Here is a 17988-nt window from a genome sequence, read left to right as displayed (position 1 = left end):
CGGCCATCGCTCTCCAGCGTCGCTATGCGCGGTTCACACGTCAGCAACACGGCGAAGCCTCCTTCCCGTCGCGGACCGGGTCTACGGTTCCTCCGGTGGGAAAGCGGCGGTGTCCCGCGCTCAGCTGCCCCTTTCTCGCTCGCCTGAGCGTCAGTCGATTCACCTGATCGCCGCCAAGAGTTCACCGTCGTCTTCGGAGGCTACCGCGCAGGGGCGATCTTGGGCTATATGTGAGCTACGGAAAGGTAACGTCCTTAACATCCCGTTCACCGGGCACGACGTCGGCGGGCCTCCAGCATGCGCCGGGGCGATTCACAGGTCAATCGATGTCCGCGCCGGCCTTCCCGACCCGGGCGGCATGGTCGAGCCGGCGGCAAGGGAGGCACCCGGCCCCCTGCGGGCTCGGCCCCTGAGTGCCCCGGCATGCGAGGTCATCCGGCCGGGGCGTCGGCGGCGACGTGGCAGGCCGCCCGGTGCGACGGGCGGAGTTCGAGCAGCTCCGGCTCCGTCGTGCGGCAGCGTTCCTCCACCAGCGGGCAGCGGGGATGGAAGCGGCAGCCGTCCGGCGGGGCGGCCGCGTTCGGGACCTCGCCGCGCAACGCCGGCGACGGGGACCGCAGGCCCGGGTCCGGAACCAGGCCGGCGTCGCGCAGGGAGCGCGCGTACGGGTGCAGCGGCTCGTCCGACACCTCGCGCCACGGGCCGAGTTCGGCGACGCGGCCGAGGTACAGCACCAGCACCCGGTCGCTGATGTGGCGGACCATCGCCAGGTCGTGGGAGATGAACAGGTAGCTCAGGTTCAGCCGCTCCCGCAGCGCCACCAGGAGGTTCATCACCTCGGCCTGGACCGAGACGTCCAGCGCCGACACCGCCTCGTCCAGCACGAGGATCTCCGGTTCGACGGCGAGGGCGCGCGCGATGCCGACGCGCTGCCGCTGGCCGCCCGACAGCTGCACCGGGAGACGGTCGCGCAGCCGCGGTGGCAGCCCGACCATCTCCATCAGTTCCGTCACCCGTGCCGCGCGGGCGGCGCCGCGCGCGGCGAGGCCGTGCACGCCCAGCACCTCCGACAGCGTCTGGTCGACCGTACGGCGCGGGTGCAGCGAGGCGTACGGGTCCTGGAAGACGAGCTGGACGCGCCGGCGGTACGGCCGCATCGCGCGCGGGCCCAGGGCCGTCAGGTCGGTGCCGCCGAGCAGGACGCGGCCCGACGTGGGGTTCTCCAGCCGTACGAGCAGCCGGGCGAGCGTCGACTTGCCGCAGCCGGACTCCCCCACGATGCCGAGGGTCTCCCCCGGCGCGACGGTGAACGACACGCCGTCGAGCGCGTGCACGAGCGTGCCGCCCGGCCCCTTGTAGTGCTTGACGGCGTCCTCGACCGTCAGCTCCGAGCTCACGCCGACCACTCCTCCGGGGGTATGTGACAGGCCGCCCGCTGCGGGCCGCGGTCGAGCAGGGCCGGTTCGCTCGCCGAGCAGACCTCGCGCCGCTGCGGGCAGCGCGGCGCGAACGGGCAGCCCGGCGGCAGGCCGGCCAGGTCCGGCGGCAGGCCGCCGATCTGGACCAGCGGCGGGCGCTCGGCGCCCCGGTGCGCGGGCAGCGACCGCAGCAGCCCGGCCGTGTACGGGTGGGAGGGCCGCGCGAACAGCTCCGCCGTCGCGCCCTCCTCCACGACCCGTCCGGCGTACATCACCGCCGTACGGTCGGCGATGTGCGCGACGACGCCGAGGTCGTGCGTGATCCAGACGACGGCCATGCCGTCCTCGCGGCGCAGCTCGTCGACCAGGTCGATGACCTGGCGCTGAATGGTGACGTCGAGCGCGGTCGTCGGCTCGTCGGCGATCAGCACCCGCGGGTGCGGCGCGACCGCGACGGCGATCATGGCGCGCTGCCGCATGCCGCCCGAGAGCTGGTGGGGGTAGGCCCGCAGCGCGCGGTCCACCGGCAGCCCGACGCGCTCCAGGGTCTCGGCCGCCCGGGCCCGCGCCGCCTGCGCGGCCATGCCGTGCGCGGTGAGGCCCTCGACGATCTGCGGGCCGACGCGCATGAGCGGGTTGAGCGCGGTCATCGGCTCCTGGTAGATCATGCCGACCCGCGCGCCGCGCACCGTACGGCGCTCGGACTCCGGCAGCGGGACGACGTCGCGCCCGTCGACGCGCACGGAGCCGGACCGCAGGTGGATGGCGTCGGGCAGCAGGCCCATCACGGCGAGCGCGGTCATCGACTTGCCGGACCCGGACTCGCCGACCAGGCCGAGCGTCCGCCCCGGCTCGACCGCCAGGTCGACGCCCCGTACGAGATCGGTGGCCCCGGCACTGACCGTGAGGCCCTCGACGGCGAGAGCGGTCATGGGCGGTTCTCCGCGGGGTCCAGGGCGGCGCGCAGGCCGTCGCCGAGCAGGTTGAGGCCGATGACCAGGACGACGATCACCGCGGACGGGGCGACGAGCAGCCACGGCTCGGTGGTGAGGTACGTCCGGCCGTCGGCGACCATCAGGCCGAGCGAGCTCTGCGGCGGTTGCGTGCCCAGGCCGAGGAAGCTGAGGGCCGACTCGGTGAGCACCGCCCACGACAGCGCGAGCGTGGTCTGCACGAGGACCGGCGCCGCGACGTTCGGCAGGACGTGCCGCCCGACCAGCCGGGGCGAGCCGAACCCCAGCACGCGGCCGGCCTTGACGTACTCGGCGTTCCGTACGGTCAGCGTCGGCCCCCGCGCCGTGCGGATGAAGATCGGCAGGTAGACGATGGCGATGGCGAGCGTGGTGTCGGCCCAGCCGCGGCCGAGCGCGGAGATCACGGTCAGCGCGAGCAGGATCGCGGGGAACGCGAACAGCACGTCGGTGAGCCGCCCGACGATCGCGTCGGCCCAGCCGCCCGCGTATCCGGAGACGACGCCGATGGCCGTGCCGAGCACGCCGGCCGCCGCGACGGAGACGACGGCGACCCGCAGCGAGGCGAAGACGCCGGACAGCACGCGGGAGAAGACGTCCCGCCCGAACTGGTCGGTGCCGAAGAGATGGCTCGCCGAGGGCGGCTTGAGCCGCACCGCGACGTCTTGGGCGACCGTGTCGTACGGGAGCAGGCCGAGGAGGCCGGCCAGCCCGCCGAGGACGACGACGGCGGTGACCACCACGCCGATCCGGCCGTTGCGGTCGGCCCAGAGACGGTGCGGCACGCCGCGCCGGCCGGTCGCCCGCGGCGCGGTCTCCAGGATCACCGGCGCGGTCATGACTCGGCCGTCCTCGGGTCGAGGGCGCGGTAGATGAGGTCGACGGCGAGGTTGACGACGACGAAGGCCACCGCGATGAGCAGGACGGCGGACTGCACGACCGCGTAGTCGCGCTGCAGGATCGCGTTGAGGAGCAGCCGGCCCAGACCGGGGAGGGCGAAGACCTGCTCGATGACGACCGTGCCGCCGAGCAGGTAGCCGAACTGGATGCCGACCATCGTGACGATCGGGACGCTGGAGTTGCGCAGCACGTGCCGCCAGCGGATACGGCGCGGGAACAGGCCCTTGCCCCGCGCCGTGCGCACGAAGTCCGAGCGCGCGACGTCCAGGAACGCCGAGCGGGTCGTGCGCATCACCGTGGCGGCCAGGCCGACCGCCAGGACCAGCGCCGGATAGATCATCTGGCTGAGGTTGCCGCCGACCGAGTGGGTCAGCGGCACGAAGGTGCCGGCCGAGGGGAAGTACCGGAAGACCGCGCCGAGCACCGCGACCACCACCGAGGCGAGGATGAACTCCGGCAGCGCCAGGCCGAGCAGGCCCGCGGACTGCACGCCGAGGTCGCGCGCGCCGCCGGGCCGGCCCGCCGCCAGCACGCCGAGCACGACGCCGAGCGGCGCGCCGATGAGCGTGGCGAGGACGGCGAGCTCGACGGTCACCGGGATGGCCGAGCCGAGCAGGGTCGTGACGTTCGTGCCGCTGTTCACCGAGACGCCGAGGTTGCCGTGCAGGAGCTGGCCGATCCAGGTGACGAACTGGTGCGGAATGGACTGGTCGATGCCGTAGTACCGCTCCAGCGAGGCGTGCTGGGCCGGGGTGAGCAGGCCCGCCTGCGTGCCGAGCGCCGCGTCGATCGCGTCGCCCGGCAGCAGGCGCAGCAGCACGAAGACGACCACGGCGACGCCGAGGAGGGTGCCCGCCAGCCCGGCGAGGCGGCCTCCGGCGGCGCGGAGCGTCACGGCCGTCACCCCTTGGCGGTCTGCTGCAGCGAGCGCAGGGAGTCGTCGGCGGTGATGCCCAGCCCGGTCACGCCGGACCGCATGGCCACGACGTTGTTGTCGGTGAACAGCCAGACCCAGGGCGACTGCTGGAGCAGCGTGCGTTGCAGCTGCGCCACCGTCGCGTCGTTCGCCCGCCCGTTCGCCGGGTTGACCTGGCCGAGCAGCGCGGCGATCGCCGGCGAGTCCAGCCCGGCGGGCTTGGCGAGCGAGGCGCCGTCGGTGAAGTAACGGGCGTACATGAGGTACGGCGAGGAGTTGCCGCCGTTGAGCGCGAGGGTGACGTCGTAGTCCGCCTTGGTCCAGCGCTTGACGTAGACGTTGGTGGGCTGCTGGTCGATGCTCAGCTTGACGCCGATCCTGGCGAGCTGGGCCTGGATGTTCTGCGCCTCGTTGACCGCCGAGGCGTAGCCGCCGCTCATGACGAGCATCTTGAGTGAGACCGAGGCGCCGCCGAGCAGCTTCTTGGCCGCGGCCGCGTCGCCGGGAGCGCACGGCAGCCCGTCGGTCGCCGAGAGGCGGTAGCCGGGGCTGGTGATCGGCCCGGTGACCGTGCCCTGACCGGCCACGGCGGTGTCGATGACCTGCTTGCGGTCGATGGCGCAGGCGATGGCCTGGCGTACGGGGAGCTGGTCCAGCGGCTTGCGGCGCCCGTTCAGCATGAGGGTGTGGTACGCCAGCGACGGCGTCGAGGCGACCTTGAGGCCTCCGCCGTGCACCTGCGCGACGACGTTCGGGTCGGTGAGCACGCCGGCGTCGAACGAGCGGGCCCGCAGGCCCGCCAGGATCGAGGTCTCGTCCGGGATGACGCGGAACTCCACGCCGGGCAGCTTCGGCTTGCCGCCGAAGTAGGCCGCGTTGGCGGTGAGGTCGGCCTTCTGGCCCTGCGTACGGCCCGCCAGCCTGAAAGGGCCGGTACCGTTCGCGCTCTTGGCGATCCGGCCCGCCTTGATGTCGGCGGGGTCCAGGATCGCGGTCCCGGTCAGCGTGAGCGTGTTGAGGATGGAGCCGTCCGGCTTGCTCAGCTCGACCACCGCGGTGGACGCGTCCGGCGCGCTGACGCCGGAGACGTTCAGCAGGTTCGAGCGGACCACGGAGGCGGTGGCCTCGTCCCGTACGCGGTCGAGCGTGGCGACGACGGCGTCCGCGGTGAGGGCGTCGCCGTTGTGGAACTTCACGCCCGGCTGGAGATGGAAGGTGTAGGTACGGCCGTCCTTGCTCGTGTCCCACGACTTGGCCAGGCCGGGGACGAGCCGCCCGTTCGCGTCGGTGCGCAGCAGCGTGTCGAAGACCAGCTGCAGCGTCTGGATGCTGCCGAAGGCGGTGGCGACGGCCGGGTCGAGCTGGTCCAGGTCGACCGTACGGGCCACGACCAGCGGCCCGCCGGAGCTCTTCTCATCCCCCGAGCCGGCCGGCGAGCAGGCCGCGACGGCGGCCGATACCGCTCCGGCCAGCGCGAAGGCCCGCAGGAGACGACGTCCGTACCTCGGCATGTGGTCCTCTTCTCGCCCGGGAACAACAAGATGTACCACTATGGACCACACTGAGGTAAGAAAGTAACATCAGGCCGCGAGTCTTTACCGGAGGTCCCTGGTGTCCGAGTCGTGCGGGCTCCGCGACGCCGTCACCAGCGCCGTCGACGAACGGGCGGGCCCGACGGCCGTCGTGCTGGCCGTGGCCGGCGCGGGCCCGGCGGCCTCGTACGCGGCCGGCCGTACCTCTCTCGGCGGTGCGCCCGCCGGGCCGGGGACCCGTTTCGACCTCGCCTCGGTGACCAAGGTCGCGACGACGCTCGCGGTCATGCGCCTGCGCCGGGAGATCGACCTGGACCGGCCCGTACGCGCGGTGCTGCCCGCGTTCGCCGGAGGTTCCAGGGACTCCGTCACCGCGCGCGACCTGCTGCTGCACCGGGCCGGGCTGTGGGAGTGGTGGCCGCTGTACGCGGACGCTTCGGACGGTCCGGCCGTGCTGGGCGACCCGGACGCCGCCGTGGCCCGTGCCGCCGCGCTGCCCCTGCGCTATCGGCCCGGCTCCGGGCGTCACTACTCCGACCTGGGGTTCCAGCTGCTCGGGGCGATCGTTGCCGCGGTGCACGGCACGGATCTTCGTACGGCGGTCGCCTCCCTGGTGACCGGGCCGCTGGGGCTGCGGGGCTACGGGCCGGACGTGGCGGCGACCTCGTACGGGGACTCCTGGGAACGCCGGATGATCGCCACGGGCACACCGTACCCGGTGTCCGTCCACGGCGTGCCCGCCTCGCGCCGGCACTGGCTCGTCGGCGAGGCCAACGACGGGAACGCCCACCACGCCTTCGGCGGCTTCGCCGGGCACGCCGGCCTGTTCGCCACCGCGGAGGAGACGGCGGGGCTGGGCGCGGTGATGCTCGGCGGGCATCCGCTGTGGCCGTCGTCGGTCGTGGAGGAGTTCGCCGCGCCCGGGCCCGACCCGGAGCAGGCGCTCGGGTGGCGGCGCTGGGAGGTGAGGGCCCCCGGCGGCCCGGTGACGGTGCTCGGCCATCCCGGGTTCACCGGGACGGAGGTGGCGGTCGCGCCCTCCCTGGGCCGGTGCTGGGCGCTGCTGACCAACCGGCTCCATCCGACCTCGTCCCCGGTCGACGTGACCGCGCTGCGTGCCCGCGTCGCGCGGCTGGTCGCCCGACTTTGACGGTTTCGTCCCGTACGCTGCGGATGCACGCCGGCCGGCCAGATGGAGGAGCTCATGCGCGTCGGACTGCTGGGGACGGGACCGTGGGCGGAGATCGCGTACGGGCCCGCGCTCCGCGACCATTCTGAGGTGGAGTTCGTCGGCGTCTGGGGACGCCGTCCCGAGGCTGCGGCCTCGATCGCGTCGGCCTTCGGCGGCCGTCCGTACGCCTCGGCCGATTCTCTGATCGACGACGCCGAGGCGATCGCGATCGCCCTGCCGCCGTCGGTCCAGGCCCCGCTGGCCGCCCGCGCCGCGCGGGCCGGCCGCCATCTGCTGCTGGACAAGCCACTGGCGATCGAGGTCACGGACGCGCGTGCGGTCGTGGACGCCGCCGCCGAGACGGGCGTCGCGTCGGTCGTCTTCTTCACGAGCCGGTTCACGGACGCGCCGCGGAAGTGGATCGCCGAGCAGTCGGGGCGGGACTGGTACACCGGGCGAGCGGAGTGGCTGGGCGCGCTGGGCAGCGGCGACAGCCCGTTCGCCGACTCACCGTGGCGCTGGGAGAAGGGCGGCCTGTGGGACGTCGGCCCGCACGCGCTGTCGGTGCTGCTGCCGGTGCTCGGCGACGTCGAGGAGGTGCTGGCGGCCGCGCCGGGGCGTGAGGACACGGTTCATCTGGTGCTGCGGCATAGTCGCGGCGCTTCGAGCACGGTGACACTGAGCCTGATGGCACCGAAGGAGGGCGCGGGCAACGCGGTCGAGCTTCGCGGCGTGTCGGGCGTCACGTCGATGCCCTCCGAGGAGGAGGACCCGGTCACGTCCCTGAGCCGGGCGATCGACGCGCTGCTGGAGGCGGCCGACACGGGCCGCGCCCACCCCTGCGACGCACGCTTCGGCCTGCGCGTCGTGGAGATCCTCGCCACGGCCGCCCAGCTGCTCGGCCGCTGACCTGACGCCACCCGGTTCTCTCGGCCGGACAGAGACAACAGATGAGGCGGACGGGCTCCGCCCGTACCTTCCGCCGGCCGCGATCGGCGCGCGGCGGCTCTCAGCGGCGGCGGGTGTTGGTGCGGCGGGTCGGTTCGGCGTCGGCGGGGTTCTCCGGCCAGGGGTGGCGTGGATAGCGGCCGCGGAGTTCGGCGCGTACGCTCCGGTAGCCCTCGCGCCAGAACGAGGCCAGGTCTGCGGTGACCGCGGCCGGGCGGCCGGCGGGTGAGAGCAAATGGATGACCAGGGGTACGCCGGCGATCAGCGGGGCGCGCTGCCAGCCGAAGAGTTCCTGCAGCTTGGCGGCGAGTACCGGCTGCTCGCCGGCGTAGTCGATCCGGATCTTCGAGCCGCTCGGGACGGTGATCCGCTCCGGTGCGACCTCGTCGAGGCGGGCCGCGCACTCCCACGGGAGCAGGCCGTGCAGCGCGGCGCGTACGTCGAGGCGTTCCAGGTCGGCGCGTCGCCGCGCGGTACCGGACAGATCCAGCGACTCCAGCAACGACGCGTCGTCCATCGCGGGCCAGGGCGGGCCGAGGGCTCGGTGGCAGAACGCGAGCCGCGCCCGCAGCGCCTCGGCCTCACGGGTCCACCGCAGCAGGCCCAGGCCCTCCTTCCGCAGACCCTCGCGCAGGGCGGCGCGGACCAGGTCCGGGTCGGGGTCGGTGAGCGGGGCGGCGGTCAGTTCGATGGCACCGAGCCGTTCGACCCGGCGCGCCACGACGTCGCCGTCCCGCCAGGCGACCTCCTCGGTCACGATCGGGGTGACGGCGAGCCGGGCGGTCTCCTCGTCGATCGGCACGGCCTGCCGGATCCGCGCGGACGCCGCGCCCGCGGGCCGGTCGGCGACCGCGATGGCCAGCCACTCCGCGCCGGTCAGGCGGGACCCCTTCGCCGGTTCGGCCGCGGTCCCGGAGGCCATGAGATAGCCGCCGTCCCGCGCCCGCGCGACCCGCTCGGGGAACGCGAGCGCGACCACGATCCCGGCCGCCGTCTCGTCGTCCACGCCCGGCCCACCGCCGACCGCACCCGAGACCCCGCCCGCACCGGCAAAGCCCGGATCGCCGGAAGACACCGAACCTCGCCCCCTCCCCGACTCACCGCCCGCGCCCGTACCAGACGATCCCGAACCGCCCGGCACGCTCGAACCGCCGGACCGCGCCGAACCGCCTACCGCACCCGAAGCCCCACTCCTGCCGGATGGTCCTGAGCCCCCCGGCGCTCCGGGGCCGCCGAGGTGCGCCGCGGCCTTCCCCGAACCGCCTCCCGTGTCCGGGAGGGCGCGGCGCAGGCGTCGTACCTCCTCGCGCCACCGGCCGTCCCGGCGGCGTGAGTGCCACTCCGCCATCAGGTCGTCGCCCGTACGCCGGTCGTCCGACAGTAGCGCGACGACCTCCGCCGCGCGGTCGCCGACCAGTTCGCCGCCGTCCAGGAGGGCGCGGGCCAGCCGGGGGTGGACGCCGGCACCCGCCATCCGCCGCCCGCGTGCGGTCGCGCGGCCCTGGTCGTCCACGGCGCCGACCGCCCGCAGCGTGTCGCGGGCCGCGCGCATCGCCGCCTGGGGCGGGGCGTCCAGCAGTGCGAGCCCGGCCGCGTCCGGATCGCCCCAGCACGCCGTCTGGAGCGCGAACCCGGTCAGGTCGGCCAGCTCGATCTCGGGCCGCGGCCGTTCGGGAAGCCGCGCGTTCTCTGCCTCTGACCAGCAGCGATAGACCCGTCCGGGCGCCTCGCGTCCGGCCCGTCCGGCCCGCTGGTCCGCCGTCGCCCGCGAGGCGCGTACGGTCGTCAGCGCGCCGAGGCCGCGGGCGTGGTCCATGCGCGGCTCGCGGGACAGGCCCGCGTCCACCACGGCGCGTACCCCCGGGACCGTCAGACTGGACTCCGCCACTGAAGTGGCGAGCACGACCCTCGGCGGCCCGGTCTCCCGCGGCCGCAGCGCCGTCTCCTGTACGTCGGCGGGGGCGCGGCCGTGCAGTTGCAGCACCTCTACGCCGCCGAGCGCTCCGGCCACCCGTCCCAGCTCGCGCGCGCCGGGCAGGAAGCACAGTACGTCGCCGTCGCCGTCGCCTTCGGTGAGCGCGAGCCGTACGGTCCGGGCGACGTGGTCGAGCAGGGCGGGGTCGACGAACGTGCCGTGCGGCGGCCGTACGGGGCGGGAGGGCGGAGCCCAGATCATCTCCACCGGATGCGCCGCGGCCGAGGCCGTCACGACCGGGGCGTCGTCCAGGAGCCGCGACCACGGGCCGGTGTCGGCGGTGGCCGACGCGGCGACCAGGCGCAGGTCGGGGCGCAGCGTGGCGCGTACGTCGAGGAGGAAGGCGAGCGCGGTGTCGGCGTCGAGGTGGCGCTCGTGGCACTCGTCGAGGATGACGACGTCGGCGCGCAGGTCGGGATCGTGCTGGAGCCGTTGCAGGAGCAGGCCCGTGGTGACCACCTCGACCGCGCTGCCCGGCCGCCGCTCACCGCGGATGGCGTACCCGACGCGCCGGCCGACCGGCTCGCCGAGCAGCCACGCCATCCGGCGCGCGGCGGCGCGGGCGGCCAGCCGCCGGGGCTCGGCCACGATGACGCGGCGCCCGGTCTCGGCGAGGGCCAGCGGCACGAGCGTCGTCTTGCCGGTGCCCGGCGGCGCGGCCAGCACGGCCGCCCCCGACGAGTCGAGGGCGGCGTGCAGCGCGGGCAGCGCCGAGGACACCGGCAGATCGAGGGAAGGCACCGCCCCAGTCTGGCCGACGGGTCAGCAGACCTTGTAGCCGGACTTGGTGTGCTTCCAGGAACAGGTGCCGGCCGAGGTCCCGGCGGCGGTGCGCAGGGAGACCTTGTCTGCGGTGTTGTTCCAGACGTACCAGCCCTTGTTCTGGTAAACGTTCGCGCTCGTGTTGGTGCCGTGGCCGGTGTGGATGTAGACGTACTTCCCCGGCTTCAGGGAGAACGTCCCGAACGTGTACACGTGCTTCTTGGTGTCGCGTACGGTCCAGCCGGTCAGCTTCACCGTCTTCTTGCCGCCGTTCTTCAGCACGACGTACTCCCGGTTGAGCTGGGAGTTCGCGTGCGTGTCCGAACCGGAGGGGTCGTAGACGACCTTGTAGAGCCGTACCGTCGAGGTCGCCGCGCCCGCCGGCTCCGCCGCCACGACGGCGAGCGCCGCGACGCCGAGCGACCCGGCCGCGACAATCCTGACCATCCCCATATTCGTCTCCCCGCCTACTACACCCCGAAATTGTGTGACATAGCGATAGACGCGGGGGAAGTGAGACTCGCTTACCGGCGTACGGTCACCGTTGGGTAACGCGGTGTCGCCGGGCGTACGGCAGGCGTCGGGTCAGGCGTACGGGTCCGTACGCCGCGGCTCGGGCACCGCCGGGTCGACGCACCCGAGCGCCCGGTCCGCCTTCACCCGGGCGAGGGCGTCGTCCCGGCGGCAGGCGGCGGCGCGGACCGCGAACGCGGCGTTCCGCAGCCGCCCGGAACGCCACTCGCGGTCGAGGAGCCGCGTGAGGGCCAGCAGCAGGTCGGCGGCCTGGACGAGCGGTCCGCCCGGCTCCTCCGCGGCCCGTTCGACCGCGGTGAGGATCGCGTCCTGCTCCACGAAGAGCCAGGTACGGGCGGCGTCCGGGGTGCCGAACGCCGACGGGCCGGTCCCCCCGAGGACCGCCGCCGCGGCGTGTGCGGCGGCGAGGTAGTGCTCGAGCAGGCCGCGCAGCGCGGGGAGCCGTTCGCCCGAGCGGGCCGCCCGGCCGAGGGCGAACAGCCGCAGCAGGTCGTGGAAGCGGTACCGGTCCGGGGCCAGGCACTCGACCAGGCTCAGGTCGGCCAGGGTCTGCAGGAGATCGTCGGCGTGCTGGCGGCGCAGCCCGAGCGCGGCGCCGGCCGCCCCGGTGGAAAAGCCCGGCCCGTCGGCCAGCGCCAGCAGCCGGAACGCCCGCGCCTCCTCCCGGCCGAGCAGGTCGTACCCGAGGCGGAAGCACGCGACGGCGGAGGGCAGTTCCTCCACGCGGCCGCACATGAGGTGCCGCGCCAGGACGCCGATCCCCAGCGCCGGCCGGGCGGCCAGCCACGCGCCGGCGCCCCGGATCGCCAGCGGCAGGAAGCCGCACGCCGCGACCAGGTCGAGCGCCGCACCGCGTTCGGCCGCGACCCGCCCGGCCCCGGCGACGCTGGTGAGCAGGGCCATGGCCTCGTCCGGTTCGAGGACGTCGAGGTCGAGGTGGCGCGCTCCGGGCAGGCCCGCCATGGTCGTCCGGCTCGTCACCAGGACCGCACTGCCCGGCGCGCCGGGGAGCAGCGGGCCGACCTGGGCGGGACACCGGGCGTCGTCGAGCAGCACGAGCATGCGGCGGCCGGCGAGCTCGGAACGGTAGAGCGCGGCGCGTTCCTCGGGCGCGTCCGGCACGTCGCTCCGCCCGAGCGCGCGCAGCAGTCCGCCGAGCACGGCGTACGGCTCGGCGGGCCGGTCGGCCATCCCGCGCAGGTTCACGTACAGGCGCCCGCCGCGGAACCGCTGCCGCAGGAGATGCGCGACGTGCACCGCGAGCGTGGTCTTCCCGACACCGCCCATGCCCCCGACGGCGGCCACCGGCACACACCGGCCGGACGTGAGCGCGCCCGTCAGCTCGGCGACGGCGCCGCTCCGCCCGGTGAAGTCGCCGGTGTCCGGCGGCAGCCGGTACGGCATGAGGGCTCCTCCGGACGAACGTAGCGAAAATAGAGCCCTGCACCGGTCCGTCACCTCCGGTGCAGGGCCCTTGGCACCCGGCCGGTCCGGCCGGGACACCTCCCCCGTCCTCACCCGGCAACGCAGCGGCACTGCTCTCCGGGCGAATGTCCGGGCCCTTACCCCCTGGGCCCGTCCACAAGAAGGATTCTGCGCCCCGGCGATCAACATCGGATCAACGCCGGATCAACGCGACGTCTTCACAGGTGAGAGCCGCTTTCAGCGGGAAGGAACCGCCGTCACAGGTAGAAGCCCGCGTCCGAGGACGGGGCTGGGATGACGGCGGCGCGGCCGTCGCGTAGGGCGTACAGCTCGGCCAGTGTCGCTCCGCCCTCGACCGCCTCCGGGCGGCCCAGCCACGCCGCCGCCTCCGCGGCCGACAGGCGTCCCATCTCGATCTCGGCCAGGCAGCGGCCCGGCCGTACGACCGCCGGGTGCAAGGCCGCCAGGGGCTCGTTCGTCGTGATGGCCACCAGGACGTCACGGCCCTGGCCCAGCAGGCCGTCCGTCAGGTTGAGGAGCCGCGACAGCGCCTGGCCCGTCGCCGACTTCGCCTCACCGCTGATCAGCTCGTCGCAGTCCTCCACCACGAGCAGCCGCCAGCGGCGGTCGTCGTCGTCCTCGCCCACCGCCACCTCCATGAGGTACGCCGGGTTGGCGAACAGCTGCTCCGGGTCGAGCACACAGTCGAACTGGCACCACTTGCCCCACTCGCGGGCCAGCGCCCGCAGGGCGGTGGTCTTGCCCGTGCCCGGTGGGCCGTGCAGGAGGACCAGCCGGCCGCCGATGTCGTCCGGGGTCACCGCGGTGAGCCGGTCGACCGCGGTGGCCGCGCTCGCGGTGTAGTTGTCGCGGATCTCCGGCCACGTCGCCGCCGTGATGGACCGCTGGCTGCGGGACGCGCCGTGGGCGCCCATGTGCCAGAAACCCATGTCCACCCGGTTCTCCTCCGGGGGCGGCGGCTCGATGGCGTCGCGTACGGCCTCTTCCAGCACCGAGGCGCACAGCTCGTCGGTCACGGCGGTCACCTCGACCATGCCGGAGGCGCCGCGCCAGCGTACGGACCGCAGGGTCCAGCCGTCTCCGCAGGCCAGGACCGCCTCGCGGTTCTCCTCACGGGAGGTGCGCAGAACCCGCGACCCGGTCGGCCGCAGCGGCGCGTCGGGACGTACGCGCTCCATCCGCTTGGACCGCGCGAACGGCTGCCGCCCGGTGGCGAACGCCTCCATGGCCAGCACGTCGATCACGTCGCCGACCGTGTCGGTCGTGTCGAGCTGGAACGTCACGGGTGGCTCCGGCTCGGCGCCGTCGAGCAGGAAATCGGACATGAGGTCAATGATCAGGTCATGGACGTATCCGCGTCCACTCGATTAGCAACCGGAAATCCCCGCGGGCCTTCGCCGAGGACCCCTTATTTCCAGTACTCGTCCTTCAGCAGCCGTTTGTACAGCTTGCCCGTCGGATGCCGGGGCAGTTCGGCGCGGAAGTCGACCGAGCGCGGGCACTTGTAGTGCGCCAGGCGTTCGCGGCAGTGGTCGATGAGCTCGCGTTCCAGCTCCGGGCCCGCCGCAGCGGGGTCCATCGGCTGCACGACCGCCTTGACCGCCTCGCCCATCTCGGCGTCCGGGACGCCGATCACGGCCACGTCGGCGACCTTGGGGTGGATGGCGAGGAGGTTCTCGACCTCCTGCGGATAGATGTTCACGCCGCCGCTGATGATCATGTACGACAGCCGGTCGGTGAGGAAGAGGAAGCCCTCCTCGTCCACGTACCCGACGTCGCCCAGAGTGGTCCAGCCGCGGCCGAGCGGGTCGCGCGAGGACTTCGTCTTGCCCGGGTCGTCGTGGTACTCGAACTCCGGCCCGCCGGAGAAGTAGAGCGTGCCCGTACGGCCCGGCGGCAGTTCGGCGCCGGACTCGTCGCACACGTGGATCTCGCCGACGAGCGGGCGGCCGACGGTGCCCGGATGCTCCAGCCAGACCTTGGAGTCGGCGTAGACGAAGCAGTTGCCCTCCGTGCCCGCGTAGTACTCGTGCAGCACCGGCCCCCACCAGCGGATCATCTCCGCCTTGACCTCGGTGGGGCAGGGCGCGGCGGCGTGCACGGCGTACCGCAGGCTCGACAGGTCATAGGCCGTACGCGACGGCAGCTTGAGCATCCGGATGAACATGGTCGGCACCCACTGGCTGTGCGTGACGTGGTACCGCTCGATCGCCCGGAGCGCCTCCTCGGCCTCGAACCGCTCCATGACGACGACGGTCGAGCCGAAGCGGTGGAAGGTGAGGCAGTAGCGCAGCGGAGCCGCGTGATAGAGCGGCGCCGGCGAGAGGTACACCGAGTCCTCGTCCGGCTGGAACAGGAAGGACACGAGCTGGTAGAGCATGTTCGGCGTGCCCATCGGGGCCAGCGGCAGCGCCGGCTTGACGCCCTTCGGCCGCCCGGTCGTGCCGGAGGAGTAGAGCATGTCCGCGCCCTCGCACTCCTCCTCCAGCGGCGTGGCGGGCTGCCCGGCGATGCGCTCCTCGTACGAGGCGAACCCCGGCGCGGCGCCGTCGAGCATGAGCCGCAGCCGTACGCCGGGCGTCCGCTCGGAGACCGCGACGGCGACCTCCGCCAGCTTGGCCGAGGAGATGAAGACGCGTGCCCCGCAGTTGTCGACGACGTAGGCGAGCTCGTCGGCGCCCAGGCGTGAGCTGATCGCGGTGTAGTACAGCCCGGACCGCTGGGCCGCCCAGGCGACGGCCAGGAACGAGCGGTGGTTCTCCAGCATGAAGGCGACGTGGTCGCCCGGGCGCAGCCCTTCGGCGCGCAGCAGATGGGCGAGCCGGTTGGACTCCTCGTCCAGCTCGCGGAAGGTGATGACCTCGCCGGACCCGGCCATGATCACGGCCGGTTTGTCGGGCGTCAGCGCGGCGACCTGTCCCAGATGCACGAAACCGAACGCTACTCGGTTTGCTGCGGCGACGGAAGCCGCGGCTCAGACCAGCCAGCGCCCGTCGCGCATGAGATCGCGGCCGGCGATCTCGTTCGCCTCGCGCCAGGCCTGGATCCGCTCCGGCCGTACGCGGTAGTAGGCGTAGCCGTCCAGCCCGCGCGGCTCGAAACCGGTCCTGGCCGCGAAGGCGTCGCCGAGGTCGCCCGTGACCTCGGCGATCACTTCGGCGGCGCCCTCGACCATCACGACGTCGCGGGTCGGGCCGATGCCGAGACGCGCCCGCCCCGACTCCCGGAGGTTCCGGCCGGTCGGCGAGGACGACGGCGTGGCCAGCACGAACGTGACTCCGTCCCAGAGGAAGGACAGCGGCACGAGGTGCGGGCCCCCGTCGCCGGCCGTGGCCACCCAGGCGTCCTCGTCGCGCTCGAACCGGCGCAGGGTGTCGTCTCTGCGCTGTCCGGGAGTGCGGGCGGGCGGGGCCATTCTCAGGCGTCCTGCAGCAGACCGATGACGTTGCCGTCCGCGTCCTTCACGGTGGCGATCAGCCGGCCGCCCCCGACGTCGCGTACGTCCTGGTCCGCCTGCGCCCCCGCGTCGAGCAGCGCCTGCAGTGTGGCCTTGATGTCGCCGACCTGGTGGTAGCCGACCGGTCCGGTCATGCCCTGCCCGTGCCCGTTCGGGTCGAGGCCGATGTCCTGGCCGCCCGCCTTGAAGCCGACGTAGTAAGGCGTGTCCGCGTACGGCTCCGCGCCGAGCAGCGCGGTGTACACGGCCTTCGCCGCCGCGACGTCGCGGACCGGATAGATGATCGTCTTGATGCCTTCGCTCATGGCGTTCTCCCTGGTGGTGACCGGAGCTCTCCGCTCCATGCCCATCACGCTACGGACCGCCGGGCCGTCCGGGCTTCTCGATTCCTGACCGATGCCCGGCCGGTCAGATCGCCTTGTCCTCGCCCGACCAGTAGGGGTCGCGGATCAGGCGCTTGTAGAGCTTGCCCGTCGGCGTACGGGGCAGGGCGTCGAGGAAGTCGACCGACTTGGGCGCCTTGTACCCCGCCAGCGCACGGCGGGTGAAGGCGATGAGTTCCTCGGCGAGCGCGTCCGAGGCCTCGTTGCCCTCCTCCAGCTCGACCGCGGCCTTCACCTGCTCGCCGAACTCCGCGTCCGGCACGCCGAAGATCGCGACGTCGCGTACGGCCGGATGGGTGATGAGCACGCCCTCGATCTCGGCCGGGTAGATGTTCACCCCGCCGCTGATGATCATGTCGATGACCCGGTCGGCGAGGAAGAGGTAGCCGTCGGCGTCGAGGTAGCCGATGTCCCCCGTCGTGAACAGGCCGTCGCCGCGGTGGATGCCGGCGGTCTTGTCCGGGTCGCCCCAGTACTCCACGTCGTCGCCGTTGGTGTAGCGGAACCACAGTTGCCCGCGCTCGCCCGTATCGGCCGGCGAGCCGTCCTCGCGCAGCACGTGGAGCTCGGCCGTCGGCAGAGCCTGCCCGACCGTGCCCGGCCGCTTCAGCCACTCCTCGGAGGAGACCACGGTGATCACCGACGCCTCGGTGGAGCCGTAGTACTCATGGATGACCGGGCCGAACCAGTCGATCATCCGGCGCTTGACCTCGGGCGAGCACGGCGCCGCGCCGTGCCACACGGCGGCCAGGCCGGACAGGTCGTAGGCGTCGCGCGTCGCCTCGTCCAGCCGCAGGAGGCGGACGAACTGCGTGGGCACCAGGTGGACGTTCGTGATCCGGTGCTCCTCGATGAGACGCAGCGTCTCCTCGGGGTCGAACGTGGCCCGCATCACGACCGAGCGGCCGGCGCAGAGCAGGCCGTGCGACCACAGCCACTGCGCGGAGTGGTAGACGGGCCCGACCAGCAGCGACCGCCCGCCCTCCGGAATTCTCAGCACCTGCGCGAACGTCGTGGTGATGAGCTCCATGGTCTCGATCGAGGCGCCGGTGGTCACGAGCTTGCGCCGTACGCCCTTGGGCCGCCCGGTCGTACCCGAGGTGTAGATCATCGGCCAGCCCATGACCTGGTCCTCGGGCTCGCCGTCCGGCCCCCCGGCCAGGAACTCCTCGTACGGCGTGAAGCCCGGCACCTCGCCGATGCCGACGCGCAGCGGCAGCTCCCCGGACGCCTCGACGGCGATGTCGGCGAGCCGGTCCTCGGAGAACAGCGCCTTGGCCCCGGAGTCGGTGAGGACGTAGGCCAGCTCGTCCGCGGTCCAGTGCCAGTTGACCAGGACGTAGCGCAGCCCGACGTGCGTGGCGGCGCTCATCAGCTCGAAGTACTCCCGGCGGTTGCCCGAGTGGATGGCGATCGCGTCGCCGCTCACCAGCCCCGCTCCGCGCAGCGCGCCCGCCAGCCGGTCGACGCGGGCGCCGAACTCACGCCAGGTCGTACTGCCGCGCTCGTCGGTGACGGCGGCTTCGTCCGGCCGTGCCTCGACGTACGGGCGGAGCAGGTGGGCCATGGCGACCT

The 17988-nt window shown here is 73.4% G+C and carries 15 protein-coding genes; 2 read left to right on the top strand and 13 right to left on the bottom strand.

Annotation, left to right across the window (positions count from 1 at the left end; translation table 11 throughout):
* Positions 1 to 431: 431 nt before the first annotated feature.
* From QWU11_RS01600 to QWU11_RS01580, 5 genes are read right to left on the bottom strand one after another with little or no spacing between them, the layout of a single operon-like run.
* A complete protein-coding gene (locus QWU11_RS01600) occupies positions 432 to 1397 on the bottom strand; it encodes an ABC transporter ATP-binding protein (protein ID WP_290103134.1) in 966 nt (321 codons plus the stop codon).
* A complete protein-coding gene (locus QWU11_RS01595; protein ID WP_290103133.1) occupies positions 1394 to 2350 on the bottom strand; it encodes an ABC transporter ATP-binding protein in 957 nt (318 codons plus the stop codon). The genes QWU11_RS01600 and QWU11_RS01595 overlap by 4 nt, the downstream gene beginning before the upstream one ends.
* Positions 2347 to 3228: an ABC transporter permease gene (locus tag QWU11_RS01590; protein ID WP_290103132.1), complete on the bottom strand. Its 882-nt coding sequence runs from the start codon at positions 3226 to 3228 to the stop codon at positions 2347 to 2349. The genes QWU11_RS01595 and QWU11_RS01590 overlap by 4 nt, the downstream gene beginning before the upstream one ends.
* Complete coding sequence (locus QWU11_RS01585) at positions 3225 to 4184, bottom strand: ABC transporter permease (protein WP_290103131.1); 960 nt, start codon at positions 4182 to 4184, stop codon at positions 3225 to 3227. The genes QWU11_RS01590 and QWU11_RS01585 overlap by 4 nt, the downstream gene beginning before the upstream one ends.
* A 5-nt stretch (positions 4185 to 4189) precedes the next feature.
* Positions 4190 to 5716 (bottom strand): ABC transporter substrate-binding protein, encoded by a 1527-nt coding sequence (locus tag QWU11_RS01580; RefSeq protein WP_290103130.1) that lies wholly within the window; start codon positions 5714 to 5716, stop codon positions 4190 to 4192.
* Between the two features lie 100 nt (positions 5717 to 5816).
* Here QWU11_RS01580 and QWU11_RS01575 point away from each other — a divergent pair, with 100 nt between their 5' ends.
* Both QWU11_RS01575 and QWU11_RS01570 read left to right on the top strand, forming a co-directional pair.
* Positions 5817 to 6887, top strand: a complete 1071-nt coding sequence (locus tag QWU11_RS01575) for a serine hydrolase domain-containing protein (protein WP_290103129.1) — start codon at positions 5817 to 5819, stop codon at positions 6885 to 6887.
* Between the two features lie 54 nt (positions 6888 to 6941).
* A complete protein-coding gene (locus QWU11_RS01570; protein ID WP_290103128.1) occupies positions 6942 to 7817 on the top strand; it encodes a Gfo/Idh/MocA family oxidoreductase in 876 nt (291 codons plus the stop codon).
* Between the two features lie 100 nt (positions 7818 to 7917).
* On the opposite strand, the gene QWU11_RS01565 is transcribed toward QWU11_RS01570, so the two are convergent.
* The 8 genes from QWU11_RS01565 to QWU11_RS01530 form a co-directional block, all read right to left on the bottom strand.
* Positions 7918 to 10572: an ATP-dependent helicase C-terminal domain-containing protein gene (locus QWU11_RS01565; RefSeq protein WP_290103127.1), complete on the bottom strand. Its 2655-nt coding sequence runs from the start codon at positions 10570 to 10572 to the stop codon at positions 7918 to 7920.
* Between the two features lie 21 nt (positions 10573 to 10593).
* Positions 10594 to 11040 (bottom strand): lamin tail domain-containing protein, encoded by a 447-nt coding sequence (locus tag QWU11_RS01560; RefSeq protein ID WP_290103126.1) that lies wholly within the window; start codon positions 11038 to 11040, stop codon positions 10594 to 10596.
* Between the two features lie 138 nt (positions 11041 to 11178).
* Positions 11179 to 12531, bottom strand: a complete 1353-nt coding sequence (locus tag QWU11_RS01555; protein WP_290103125.1) for an NB-ARC domain-containing protein — start codon at positions 12529 to 12531, stop codon at positions 11179 to 11181.
* A gap of 278 nt (positions 12532 to 12809) precedes the next feature.
* The gene (locus QWU11_RS01550; RefSeq protein ID WP_290103124.1) at positions 12810 to 13898 is read right to left on the bottom strand and encodes a DUF5925 domain-containing protein; all 1089 of its coding nucleotides are present in this window, start codon (positions 13896 to 13898) and stop codon (positions 12810 to 12812) included.
* A gap of 83 nt (positions 13899 to 13981) precedes the next feature.
* On the bottom strand, positions 13982 to 15502 hold the full coding sequence (locus QWU11_RS01545) for an AMP-binding protein (protein ID WP_290103123.1): 1521 nt from the start codon (positions 15500 to 15502) through the stop codon (positions 13982 to 13984).
* A 45-nt stretch (positions 15503 to 15547) separates the two neighbouring features.
* A complete protein-coding gene (locus QWU11_RS01540) occupies positions 15548 to 15988 on the bottom strand; it encodes a pyridoxamine 5'-phosphate oxidase family protein (protein WP_290103122.1) in 441 nt (146 codons plus the stop codon).
* Between the two features lie 2 nt (positions 15989 to 15990).
* Positions 15991 to 16335 carry a VOC family protein gene (locus QWU11_RS01535; protein WP_290103121.1) on the bottom strand — a complete coding sequence of 115 codons (345 nt, stop codon included), beginning with the start codon at positions 16333 to 16335 and terminating at the stop codon, positions 15991 to 15993.
* Between the two features lie 103 nt (positions 16336 to 16438).
* A complete protein-coding gene (locus QWU11_RS01530) occupies positions 16439 to 17980 on the bottom strand; it encodes an AMP-binding protein (RefSeq protein ID WP_290103120.1) in 1542 nt (513 codons plus the stop codon).
* Positions 17981 to 17988: the final 8 nt, after the last annotated feature.

The organism is Actinomadura sp. DC4 (assembly GCF_030406325.1).
Lineage (GTDB): Bacteria > Actinomycetota > Actinomycetes > Streptosporangiales > Streptosporangiaceae > Actinoallomurus.
Note: the sequence above shows the minus strand (reverse complement) of the source record. Positions and strands in the feature narration are given on the sequence as shown.